The 12,285-nt window shown below is 74.7% G+C and carries 8 protein-coding genes; 6 read left to right on the top strand and 2 right to left on the bottom strand.

The window, feature by feature from the left end:
- Window positions 1-86: 86 nt before the first annotated feature.
- The 5 genes from ACWCRA_RS04005 to sucD all read left to right on the top strand — a co-directional run bounded on the left by ACWCRA_RS04005 (window position 87) and on the right by sucD (window position 7,464).
- Window positions 87-1,214 (top strand): ATP-binding protein, encoded by a 1,128-nt coding sequence (locus ACWCRA_RS04005; protein ID WP_351547659.1) that lies wholly within the window; start codon window positions 87-89, stop codon window positions 1,212-1,214.
- Window positions 1,211-3,901: a DUF5682 family protein gene (locus tag ACWCRA_RS04010; protein WP_451066806.1), complete on the top strand. Its 2,691-nt coding sequence runs from the start codon at window positions 1,211-1,213 to the stop codon at window positions 3,899-3,901. Before ACWCRA_RS04005 ends, ACWCRA_RS04010 begins: the two co-directional genes overlap by 4 nt.
- The gene (locus ACWCRA_RS04015) at window positions 3,898-5,172 is read left to right on the top strand and encodes a vWA domain-containing protein (protein ID WP_451066807.1); all 1,275 of its coding nucleotides are present in this window, start codon (window positions 3,898-3,900) and stop codon (window positions 5,170-5,172) included. Before ACWCRA_RS04010 ends, ACWCRA_RS04015 begins: the two co-directional genes overlap by 4 nt.
- A gap of 215 nt (window positions 5,173-5,387) precedes the next feature.
- Window positions 5,388-6,563 (top strand): ADP-forming succinate--CoA ligase subunit beta, encoded by a 1,176-nt coding sequence (gene sucC, locus ACWCRA_RS04020; protein ID WP_351555279.1) that lies wholly within the window; start codon window positions 5,388-5,390, stop codon window positions 6,561-6,563.
- Between the two features lie 16 nt (window positions 6,564-6,579).
- Window positions 6,580-7,464 (top strand): succinate--CoA ligase subunit alpha, encoded by an 885-nt coding sequence (sucD, locus tag ACWCRA_RS04025; RefSeq protein WP_351555277.1) that lies wholly within the window; start codon window positions 6,580-6,582, stop codon window positions 7,462-7,464.
- 97 nt (window positions 7,465-7,561) lie between these two features.
- On the opposite strand, the gene ACWCRA_RS04030 is transcribed toward sucD, so the two are convergent.
- A complete protein-coding gene (locus tag ACWCRA_RS04030) occupies window positions 7,562-9,166 on the bottom strand; it encodes a sigma factor-like helix-turn-helix DNA-binding protein (protein WP_451066808.1) in 1,605 nt (534 codons plus the stop codon).
- A gap of 125 nt (window positions 9,167-9,291) precedes the next feature.
- Here ACWCRA_RS04030 and ACWCRA_RS04035 point away from each other — a divergent pair, with 125 nt between their 5' ends.
- Entirely contained in the window at window positions 9,292-11,355 is a 2,064-nt protein-coding gene (locus ACWCRA_RS04035; RefSeq protein ID WP_451066875.1) for a cell division protein PerM, read from the top strand.
- On the opposite strand, the gene ACWCRA_RS04040 is transcribed toward ACWCRA_RS04035, so the two are convergent.
- Window positions 11,345-12,148, bottom strand: a complete 804-nt coding sequence (locus ACWCRA_RS04040; RefSeq protein ID WP_451066809.1) for a hypothetical protein — start codon at window positions 12,146-12,148, stop codon at window positions 11,345-11,347. The two genes, ACWCRA_RS04035 and ACWCRA_RS04040, sit on opposite strands and share 11 nt — an antisense overlap.
- Window positions 12,149-12,285: the final 137 nt, after the last annotated feature.

Below are 12,285 nucleotides of genomic sequence, written 5' to 3' on the forward strand. Positions count from 1 at the left end.
GGCTCCGACCTGCGGAGATGACCCATTGTCAGTGGCGTGGTGCAGGGTGGGAAACACATCGGGTCCAACGATCTGAAGGGGGATACATGACCGTGTCCGAAACCGCCGCCGACGCCGGCGCGCAGGCCCTGCGCCCCCACGCGGAGGACGCTTTCGCGGATGAGCTGAAGGCGCTCGCCGCAGCCGACGACCGCCCCCGCCCGGTCGGCTGGCGGCTCTCTCCGTGGGCCGTCGCCACCTATCTGCTCGGCGGCACGATCCCCGGCGGCCCGGCCGGGGACGACGTGGTCATCACCCCCAAGTACGTGGGGCCGCGCCGGATCGTCGAGGTCGCCGTGACCACCCTGGCCACCGACCGCGCCCTTCTGCTGCTCGGCGTGCCCGGCACCGCCAAGACCTGGGTGTCCGAGCATCTGGCGGCGGCCGTCAGCGGAGACTCCACCCTGCTCGTGCAGGGCACCGCCGGCACCCCCGAGGAAGCCATCCGCTACGGCTGGAACTACGCCCGCCTCCTCGCCCACGGCCCCAGCCGGGAGGCGCTGGTGCCCGGCCCCGTCATGCGCGCCATGGCCGAGGGGATGACCGCCCGCGTCGAGGAGCTGACCCGCATCCCCGCGGATGTGCAGGACACCCTGATCACGATCCTCTCGGAGAAGACCCTCCCCGTTCCGGAGCTGGGACAGGAGGTGCAGGCAGTGCGCGGGTTCAATCTCATCGCCACGGCCAACGACCGGGACCGAGGGGTCAACGACCTCTCCAGCGCCCTGCGCCGCCGCTTCAACACCGTGGTGCTGCCGCTGCCCGCGACACCGGACGCGGAGGTCGACATCGTCTCCCGCCGCGTCGACCAGATCGGGCGCTCCCTCGATCTCCCCGCCGCCCCCGAGGGACTTGAGGAGATCCGGCGGGTCGTCACCGTCTTCCGGGAGCTGAGGGAAGGCGTCTCGGCGGACGGCCGGACCAAGCTCAAATCGCCCTCCGGGACCCTCTCCACGGCGGAGGCGATCTCCGTGGTCACCGGCGGGCTCGCGCTCGCCGCGCACTTCGGCGACGGAGTGCTCAGACCGGCGGACATGGCCGCCGGAATCCTCGGCGCGGTGGTGCGGGACCCGGCGGCCGACCGGGTCGTCTGGCAGGAGTATCTGGAGACCGTGGTCCGTGAGCGGTCCGGCTGGAAGGACTTCTACCGCGCCTGCCGGGAGGTGAGCGCGTGAGCGGCCCGCTGCTGCTCGGAGTGCGCCACCACGGCCCGGGTTCGGCCCGTGCCGTGCGGGCGGCCCTGGAGGCGGAACAGCCCGCGGCGGTGCTGATCGAGGGCCCCTCGGAGGCGGACGCGCTGGTCGCCCTCGCCGCCGACGAGCGGATGCGCCCACCCGTCGCCCTGCTGGCCCACGCGGTGGACGACCCGGGCCGGTCGGCGTTCTGGCCGCTCGCTGCCTTCTCCCCGGAGTGGGTGGCGCTCCGCTGGGCGCTGGACCACGGGGTGCCGGTGCGCTTCATCGACCTCCCGGCGGCTCATTCGCTGGCCCTGGCCGCCGCGGATGACCTCGCGGCGGCCGGGCGCGCCCGCCCGGAGAGCCCGGACGACGGCGCCGCGCCCGGCGGGGGCGGCCCGGCCATCGCGTCCGGCGCCGCCGGACGCGCGCCGTCCCCGTCCGGCCCGGAGCGGTATGCCGCACCCGGGGGCCGGGCCCGCCGGGACCCGGAGTGGGACGCGGTTCCGGGCAGCCCCGCCCGCTCCGGTGATCCCGCCCGCTCCGGCGACTCCGGATGGGACGCGGTGCCCGGACCGGGGACGGCGGCCGGCGCGGCCGGCGGGCGGGGAGCGGTTCCGGCACGCGGCACCGGGGACACCGGGATCGACCCGCTCGCCGTGCTCGCCGAGACCGCCGGATACGACGACCCCGAGCGCTGGTGGGAGGATGTCGTCGAGCACCGCGCGGCAGAGCGCGGCGCCGATCCGCTCGCGCCTTTCGCCGTCCTCGCCGACGCCATGGGTGCCCTGCGCGCCGCCTACGGACACGGCGGGCACGAGCGGGACGCCGTCCGCGAGGCCTGGATGCGGCTCCGGCTGCGGGCCGCGCGCAAGGAGTTCGGGGACCGGATCGCCGTCGTCTGCGGGGCGTGGCATGTGCCCGCGCTCCGGGAGCGGACCACGATCGCCGCCGACCGGGCCGTTCTCAAGGGGCTTCCCAGAATCAGGGCCGAGATGACCTGGGTGCCCTGGACCCACCGCAGACTCGCCCGGCGCAGCGGCTACGGCGCCGGGGTCGACTCCCCGGGGTGGTACGGCCACCTCTTCCAGGCCCCCGACCGCCCCATCGAGCGCTGGCTGACCGCAGTCGCGGGCCTCCTCCGCGACGAGGACCGGATCGTCTCCTCCGCCCATGTCATCGAGGCGGTCCGGCTCGCCGAGACCCTCGCCGCCCTGCGCGGACGGCCCCTGCCCGGCCTGACCGAGACCACCGAAGCCGTCCAGGCGGTGATGTGCGACGGCTCCGCGGTCCCGCTCGACCTCATCCGGGACCGGCTGGTCATCGGGGATGTCCTCGGCGAGGTCCCGGACACCGCGCCCGCCGTCCCCCTCCAGCGTGATCTGCACCGGACCCAGCGCACCCTGCGGCTCCGCCCCGAGGCGCGGGAGCGGGAGGTCGCGCTCGACCTGCGCAAGGAGACGGACGCGGCCCGGAGCCGGCTGCTGCACCGGCTCCGGCTGCTCTCCATCGGCTGGGGCGAGCCCGTCGCCGGGCGGGGGAGCACCGGCACCTTCCGGGAGAGCTGGCGGCTGCGCTGGGAGCCCGAGCTGTCCGTCCGGGTCGCCGAGGCGGGGATGTGGGGCACCACCGTGCTCTCCGCCGCCACCGCGAGAGCCGAGCACCGGGCCGCCACCGCCGACCTCGCCGGTGTCACCGCGCTCGCCGAGGAGTGCCTCCTCGCCGGGCTCTCCGACGCCCTCCCGGTGGTGATGCGCGCGCTCGCCGACCGGGCCGCGCTCGACACGGATACCGGCCGGCTCGCCCGGGCCCTCCCCGCCCTGGCCCGCTCCCTGCGGTACGGGGACGTGCGCTCCACGGACACCACCGCGCTCGCCGAGGTCGCCACGGGTCTCGCCGAGCGGATCTGCGTCGGGCTGCCCCCTGCCTGCACCGGACTGGACGCCGACGGCGCCGAGGCGATGCGCGGCCATCTCGACGCGGTGCACACGGCCATCGGGCTGCTGCCCGCCGCGGAGGACCTGGGCGGGCGGTGGAGCGCCGTCCTGCACCGGCTCGCCGCCCGCGACACCGTGGCCGGAGTGATCCGGGGCCGGGCCGCCCGGCTCCTCCTGGACGAGGGCCGGCTCGACCGGGACCGGGCCGCCCGGCTCATGGGCCTGGCCCTCTCGGCAGGCACTCCGCCCGCCGAGGCGGCCGCCTGGATCGAGGGCTTCATCGGCGGCACCTCGGGCGGCGGGATGCTCCTCGTCCACGACGAGCGGCTGCTCGCCCTGGTCGACGGCTGGCTGGCCGGTGTGCCGGCGGAGACGTTCACGGCGGTGCTGCCGCTGCTGCGCCGCACCTTCTCCGCCCATGAGGCGGGTGTCCGGCGCACCCTGGGCGAGCTGGTCCGCCGGGGCCCGGGCCAGACGGCCGGCGGGGCCGGGGCGGCGGCCGGGGCGATACCGGGGTTCGGGGCCGGTCTCCACCGGGAGCGGGCCGACGCGGTGCTGCCGGTGCTCCGGCTGCTCCTCGGTCCGGCCGCCGGGCCCGGCACGAGCGGCACGGACGGCCCACCGGAACCACCGGGCACGGGCGCCACGGGCGCCACCAGCGGCGGGGGCGGTGCGGACCGCACAGGCGCGGCCGGCCCCGCCGGGACCGCGGGAACCGACATCAAGAATCTCTCGGGGGTGGGGACATGAGCCCGACAGCAGCACAGACGGACCGCGCGGGCCGGCCCGGCCCGGTGGACCGCGCGGCCCCGGCCGCCGACCCCGCCGCTCCCGCCCACCCGGCCGCCGACCCCGCCGACCCCGCCGAGCGGGTGCGGCGGTGGCGGCTGGTGCTCGGCGGCGGTCCGGCCGACGGCACCGGTCACACCCTCACGGGGACGGACCCGGCGATCGACTCCGCCCTGACCTCCCTCTACGGCCGGGCCGGTGGCGCGGGCAGCGGTCACACCCCGGGCGACGGCGCCGGGCGGGGCCGGGGCGCCGGGCTCGGGGCGTCCGCGCCCTCCGTGGCCCGCTGGCTCGGCGACATCCGCACCTACTTCCCCACCCCCGTCGTGCAGATCATGCAGCGCGACGCCATCGACCGGCTCGGCCTCTCCGCCCTGCTCCTGGAGCCCGAGATGCTGGAGGCGGTCGAGCCGGATGTCCATCTGGTCGCGACCCTGCTCTCCCTCAATGAGGCCATGCCCGAGACCACCAGGGAGACCGCCAGGGCGGTGGTGCGGAAGGTGGTCGAGGAGCTGGAGCGCAGGCTCACCACCCGCACCAGGTCAGCACTGGCCGGGGCGCTCGACCGGTCCACCCGGGTCAGCAGGCCCCGCCACCGGGACATCGACTGGGACCGCACCATCCGGGCCAACCTCAGGAACTACCTCCCCGAGTTCGGCACCGTGGTCCCCGAGCGCCTCATCGGCCACGGGCGCGCCTCCCTCTCGGTGCGGAAGGAGGTGGTGCTCTGCGTCGACCAGTCGGCCTCCATGGCGGCCTCGGTGGTCCACGCCTCCGTCTTCGGCGCGGTGCTGGCCTCGATGCGCGCCATCGCCACCCGGCTCGTCGTCTTCGACACCTCCGTCGTGGATCTCACCGACGAGCTGGACGACCCGGTCGATGTCCTCTTCGGCACCCGCCTCGGCGGCGGCACCGACATCAACCGCGCCCTGGCCTACTGCCAGTCGCGCATCACCCGCCCCGCCGACACCGTCGTCGTCCTGATCAGCGATCTGTACGAGGGCGGCATACGGGACGAGATGCTGAGGCGGGTGGCCGCGATGAAGGCGTCGGGGGTCCAGTTCGTGGCCCTGCTCGCCCTCTCCGACGAGGGCACCCCGGCGTACGACCGGGAGCACGCCGCCGCCCTCGCGGCGCTCGGCGCCCCCGCCTTCGCCTGTACGCCGGATCTCTTTCCCGAGGTCATGGCGGCGGCGATCGAGAAGCGCCCCCTGCCGGTACCCGCTCCCTGACGCCATCCGCCCCGATCCCGCCTGTGACCGTTATCACCACTGATGTGTGACCTCCGATTTAGGGACGCAGGAGCCACGGGGATACTCTGCGAGGCGGACATGCCGCGTGCTCGGACACCGTGTGCGCCTTCCTTGTGACATCGCAGTCACGTTGCCCTTCGCGGCACGCCCACGCAGACAACGAACCGCGATCATCAGAAAAGGGACGGACGCGCGTGGACCTGTTCGAGTACCAGGCGAGGGACCTCTTCGCCAAGCACGGTGTACCGGTGCTGGCCGGTGAAGTCATCGACACGCCTGAGGCGGCGCGCGAGGTGACCGAGCGTCTGGGCGGCCGGTCGGTCGTCAAGGCGCAGGTGAAGGTCGGTGGCCGAGGCAAGGCCGGCGGCGTGAAGCTGGCCTCCAGCCCGGAAGACGCTGTGGAGAAGGCCGGCCAGATCCTCGGCATGGACATCAAGGGCCACACGGTCCACAAGGTCATGCTGGCGGAGACCGCCCCCGAGATCGCCGAGGAGTACTACGTCTCGTACCTCCTCGACCGCACCAACCGCACCTTCCTGGCCATGGCCTCCGTCGAGGGCGGCATGGACATCGAGGAGGTCGCGGCCAACAAGCCCGAGGCCCTCGCGAAGATCCCGGTCAACGCCAATGAGGGTGTCGGCCCGGAGAAGGCCCGCGAGATCGTCGCGGCCGCGAAGTTCCCGGCCGAGGTCGCGGAGCAGGTTGCCGACATCCTGGTGACCCTCTGGAAGACCTTCATCGCCGAGGACGCCCTCCTCATCGAGGTGAACCCGCTGGCCAAGGTCGCCGACGGCCGGGTCATCGCCCTCGACGGCAAGGTCTCCCTCGACGAGAACGCCGACTTCCGCCAGCCGGAGCACGAGGCCCTGGAGGACAAGGCCGCGGCCAACCCGCTGGAGGCCGCAGCCAAGGCCAAGAACCTCAACTACGTCAAGCTCGACGGCGAGGTCGGCATCATCGGCAACGGCGCCGGTCTGGTCATGTCGACCCTCGACGTCGTCGCCTACGCCGGTGAGAACCACGGTGGCGTCAAGCCCGCCAACTTCCTCGACATCGGCGGCGGCGCCTCCGCCGAGGTCATGGCGAACGGCCTGGAGATCATCCTCGGCGACGCGGACGTCAAGTCCGTCTTCGTCAATGTCTTCGGTGGCATCACCGCCTGTGACGAGGTCGCCAAGGGCATCGTCCAGGCCCTGGAGCTGCTGAAGGAGAAGGGCGAGGACGTCACCAAGCCGCTGGTCGTGCGCCTCGACGGCAACAACGCGGAGCTGGGTCGCAAGATCCTTTCCGACGCCAACCACCCGCTCGTGCAGCGCGTGGACACCATGGACGGCGCGGCCGACAAGGCCGCCGAGCTCGCGGCGAAGTAAGGGAATCCAGACCACCATGGCTATCTTCCTCACCAAGGACAGCAAGGTCATTGTCCAGGGCATGACCGGTGCCACGGGCATGAAGCACACCAAGCTCATGCTGGGTGACGGCACCAACATCGTCGGCGGTGTGAACCCGCGCAAGGCCGGGACGAAGGTCGACTTCGACGGCACCGAGGTCCCCGTCTTCGGCACGGTCGCCGAGGCGATGAAGGAGACCGGCGCCGACGTGTCCGTCCTCTTCGTGCCGCCGGCCTTCTCCAAGGCCGCCGTCATCGAGGCGATCGACGCCGAGATCCCGCTCGCCGTCGTCATCACCGAGGGCATCGCGGTCCACGACTCGGCCGCCTTCTGGGCGTACGCGATCAGCAAGGGCAACAAGACCCGGATCATCGGTCCGAACTGTCCCGGTCTGATCACCCCCGGCCAGTCCAACGCCGGCATCATCCCGGGCGACATCACCAAGCCCGGCCGTATCGGACTGGTCTCCAAGTCCGGCACGCTGACCTACCAGATGATGTACGAGCTGCGCGACATCGGCTTCTCCTCGGCCGTCGGCATCGGTGGCGACCCGGTCGTGGGCACCACCCACATCGACGCCCTGGCCGCCTTCGAGGCCGACCCCGACACCGAGCTGATCGTGATGATCGGCGAGATCGGCGGCGACGCCGAGGAGCGTGCGGCCGACTTCATCAAGGCGAACGTCACCAAGCCGGTCGTCGGCTATGTCGCGGGCTTCACCGCCCCCGAGGGCAAGACCATGGGCCACGCCGGCGCCATCGTGTCGGGCTCCTCCGGCACCGCGCAGGCCAAGAAGGAGGCCCTGGAGGCCGCGGGCGTGAAGGTCGGCAAGACCCCGACCGAGACGGCCAAGCTGGCGCGCGAGCTGCTCAACGGCTGACGCGTACCGCACCACCCGTGACACAGGGGCCCGGACCCCCGGCTCAGCCGGAGGCACGGGCCCCTGTGCCGTGTCCGGGGCCCGGACCCGGGGGGAGTCAGGGAATCCGGGGGACCAGCCGCCCCGGCCCGTGGGCCGGTTCGGAGCGCAGCCTGTCGCGCAGCTTCCGGTCCCCCTCGGTGAGCCGCTGGGGGCCGGCGTGCGGCGGGATGCCCGAGACCCGCTGCCCCGGCGCCACCTCCGGCTGATAGCTCCGGTCCGCCGTGACCAGGGTGAACCCCGTCGCGCCGATGATCAGCGCGGTCAGGGTGAGCGCGGTCCTGGTCCAGAACCAGACCACCCGCTCGCTGCCCTCCCGTACCGAGCGCGCGGGGGCGGGCTGGGGGACCGGGCAGGCGTCCGCGAGGTCCGTCAGCAGATCGTGGAGGGAGTCGGGCTCGCCGAGCCCGAGCCGGCGGGCGATGGCCTGGCGGGCGTTGAGCAGCCGGTTGGCCGTGGCCGGGGTGCTGGCCTCGGTCTCGGCCGCGGTCTCCGGGAGATCCAGGCCCAGACCGTCGTAGAGCACCAGCGTCCGCCGGTACGGGGGCGGCAGCTCCAGCAGCGCGTCGAGCAGCGCCCGCCGCTCCGGGTCCAGGGGAGGGGAGTCGGGGTGCCGGTGGGAGGGCCGCAGCCGCTGCCAGGGCGACATCGCGCACTCGTACGCGGCGATCCGCACCCACCCCACCGGGTCCCGGTCGCGGGCGACCTCGGGCCAGCTCTGCCAGGCGAGGTGGAAGGCGCGTTCGACGGATTCATGGGAGAGCCGCCGGCGGCCGGAGAGCAGATAGGCCTGGCGTACGAGACCGGGGGCGGCGTGCGCGTAGAGCGCGTCGAAGGCGTCGGCGGGCGACTGCTCCATCCCCGGTTCCGATGTCACCCCCGGGACCGGCCGCGCGTCCGGGCCCGGTTTCTCCACGGGCTCAGGGGGCGCGTCCGGGGGCGGCGCGGGCCGCTCCGGCCGGGCGGCCGGGTGGACGACGGGGGGTGCCGTCCTCGGCGGGTGCGACGGGGCCGGGCGGGCGGCGCGCTTGACGGCGGGGGCGGGACGGGTGAGGGAGTGCGGCTGTCCGGGCTTCTCGGGGGAGGCGGTGCCTCCGGGCCCGCCCGCGCTCGCGGGGTCGCTCCGCGCGTCGATCGCGCCTCCGGCCTTGAGCCTGACCTCGGCTTTGGCCTCGGCTTTGCCCTTGCCCTTGACCTCGCCCTTGCCCTCGGCCTGCGCCTTGGCCTGGGCCTGCGCCTCGGGCTCGGCCTGCGCCTCGGCCTTCACCTCGGGCTCGGCCGGCGTCGTGCCGGTGGCCTCGGCCGTGGCCCCCGTCCCGGCTCCCGCTCCCGCTGCCGCTGCCGGCTGAGCCGGGGTCAGCACTTCGGCCCCGGCATCGGGTGCGTGTCCGGCCTCCGCCCCGGCCTCGGGGGCGAGCCCGGACCCGGACCCCTCGGTGCCGGGCGCCCGTCCGGGGCACTCCAGCAGCCTCGCGTACACCTCGCGTCTGCGGCCCCTCGGCTCGCTGCGGCCCTTCTCCCACGCGCGGACCGTCGCCCGGGTGACGCCGACCGCCGCTGCCACCTCCTGCTCGCTCATCGACTTCGCCTCGCGCAGTCTGCGCCGCTCCTTGGGAGAGGGCAGGGGGTTGTCCGCGGCGGAGTGGGTGGTGCCCTGCGTCATGAAGAACTCCCCGAAGCGCAGCACTCGGCATAAAAGTACATAACCGTATCTTGAGCGACACAACGGTTATTCGCCTGTTACATGGATAAAGCGCGTGTCGTTGGCAGCATGGCGGCGTGACCCAGATGACCGATCACGGCCCGCCGTACTCGCAGACCCCGGTCCTCGTGCAGGGCGGGCGGCGAGCCGCCCTGATGGCGTGTCTCGTGCGCGGGGCGACCGCCGCCGGGCTGGGGCTCGGCGCGGTCACCGTGCTGGTGATGGCGGTGTGGATCAGCTCCCCGTACCCGGACAACGGGCCCGAGGGAGCGCTGCACACCGCCGCGGCCTGCTGGCTGCTGGCCCATGGCACCGAACTCGTCCGCGCCGGCACCCTCTCCGGGACCCCCGCCCCGATCGGTGTCGTACCGCTGCTGCTGATGGTCCTGCCGGTCTGGCTGATCCACCGGGCCGCGCGCGACGGGCTGGTGCCGGATGAGGACGGACGGCTGCCACGGCCCGCCCCCTGGGGTGCGGTATGCGCGGTCAGCCTGGGATATCTGCTGGTCGGCGCGGTGGTGACGCTCTACGCGGCGGGCGGGCCGCTGACCGCTGACCCCTGGAGCGCGCTGGTCCGGATGCCGCTGGTGACCGGCTGCGCGGCGGTGGCCGGGGTGTGGACGGCGAGCCGCCGCCCCGATGGGCCGCTGCCCGAGTGGCTGCCGGGGCGGGTACGCGTCCTGCTGGCCCGCACCCGGGTGACCGTGGCGCTGCGGTCGGCGGCGGCCGGAGCGCTGGTGCTGATCGGCGGCGGCGCGCTGCTGGTCGGGTCGGCGCTGGTGTGGCACGCGGACGCCGCCCAGGACTCCTTTCTCCACCTCGCCGGCGGCTGGTCGGGCCGGCTCGCGGTGCTGCTGCTGGCCGTCGCGCTGGTGCCCAACGCGGCCGTGTGGGGGGCGGCGTACGGCCTCGGGCCCGGGTTCGCGCTCGGTACGGGGTCGGTCGCCACGCCGCTGGCGGTCACCGGCGACCCCGCCCTGCCGCGCTTCCCGCTGCTCGCCGCCGTCCCGGCGGAGGGGCCGGGCACGCCGATGAACTGGGCGTGTGCGGCCCTGCCCGTGGTGGCCGCGCTGGTGATCGCCCGGTTCACGGTGGAGGCGGCCGCGCCCCGCCACGGGGAGCGGGAGAGCGCGTGGAGCATGCGGGACACCGCGCTGGCCGCGGGGCTCGGCGCGGCCGGGTGCGGGGTGCTGATGGCGCTGGCGGCGGCTGCCGCCGGGGGCCCGATGGGGACGGGGCGGCTGGTGGCGTTCGGTCCGGTGTGGTGGCGGACGGGCGCGGTGGCCCTGGGCTGGTCGCTGCTGATCGCCGTGCCGCTGGCGGTGGTGGTGCGCACCTGGCGGGTGCTCATGGCGGCCTGGACGGGCCGGGGCATGGGGGTGGGCCGGCCCGGCCGGTGGCCGTTCGGCGGAACGCGTGGCGAGGGGGGCGCGAAGGCGCACGGGGAGGCGCCGGACGAGACGCCGTCCGACACGCTCTCCCGGGCGCCGGTCCCGCCGGTGGGCGGAACGACGGGCGAGGGGTACGACTTTCTGCCGGAGCGCCCGGTGCGGGGGGCGGCCGGTGCGGGGGAGGCCCAGGACGGCCCCGCGCCATCGGGTCCCGGGCAGCCGCGGGACCCGGACCGGCCGCGGGACCCCGACCGGGCACAGGACCCCGACCGGGCACAGGACTCCGACCGGGCGGAGCACCCGGAGCGGGCACAGGACCCCGACCGGGCACAGGACCCCGGCTCCGGACCGGCCCAGGAGCCGGCACGGCAGCCCGAGCGCGAGGCACGGCCCGAGCCCGAGCCGCAGCCCGAGCGCGAGGCACGGCCCGAGCCCGAGCCGCAGCCCGAGCCGGCACCGCTGCCCGAGCCCTGGGCGGCTCCCGCGAGCCCCTGGCCCCGGGCCCCCGCCCCCTTCGGCTGGCCCGCACCCACCGGCAGGGAGACCACCGGAGCCCCGACGCGCACCGGGGCCACCGGAACCCCGACGAGCACCGAATCCACGGAGAGCGCGGAGAGCGCGGAGAACACGGAGAACACCGAGAGCACGGAGCACACGAAGAACACGGAGAGGGCGGCAGGCCCCGAGGCCACCGCCGCCTCCCCCGGGCAGTCGCCAACGCAACCGCCCGGGGACGGGCCGGAGCGGCCTACTCCTTGACGCCGATCACATCCCGCAGCGGCTTCGGCAGCTCCTGGTTGCAGGAGAGCTGGGCCTCCTTCGTCAGCGCGTCCCGCTCGCAGGTGTAGAAGTCGCGGTAGACGAGCTGAGCGGTGAAGGCCGCGGCCACGATGGCCAGCGCGATGCCGCCCATCACCAGCCCGGTCACCGCGGCCGTCCGCTGCGACCGGTTGGACAGCGACTTGTCGCCCCCCTGTGCGGCACCGGGCGCGGTCCCGGCCGGGGGTGCGGGTGCGGGGGCGGTCATCGCGTCGGCGCCCACGCGTCCGCTCTTCTGCGGCGCCCGCAGCGAGCTGATCGACCAGTACAGCGCCAGCGCGCCGAGCAGCAGCGCGATCTCCGTGAAGTCGAAGATCGCGAAGAAGAACGCCCACATGCCCGAGAGCAGCGCGTACCGCGCGCGGCGCTGGGACGGATCGGTCGGGTCCCAGCGCATGCCCCCCGAGGGGCCCTGCTTGTCGCCGTTCTGCCCGTTCGGTCCGGGGCGGCCGCCGAAGCCGCCGCCGGACGAGCGGCCCGGCTGGCGGCTGCTCCACTGGCCGCCCCAGCCGCCCCGCCCGCCCCGGTCGCCCGATGAGCCGTCCGAGGAACCGTCGGAGGAGCCGGACCCCGACTGATCGGGATTGTCGTTCGAGTTCGAGTTCGAGGGCTGCCGCGGCTGCCACGGCTGGTCCGGCTTCCCCTCCGGCGGTGGCGCGAAGGGGTTGTTGTCGTCGGTGGACTGGCGCTCCCGCGGCAACAGGAGGTCCGTACGGCGGCGTCGGTCCGGCATCTGGTGAACGTCTTCCCCTCAGACCCTTGTGCAGACGGGCCGTGTGTCGTCGTGCCCGTCGGAAGACGGGTGGTTGTCCCCTGACGCTACCTCCCGGCCACGCCCCCGTCCCGTGGGGGCCGTCCCGTGTGCCGGTA

This window comes from Streptomyces sp. NPDC001889, assembly GCF_053594535.1.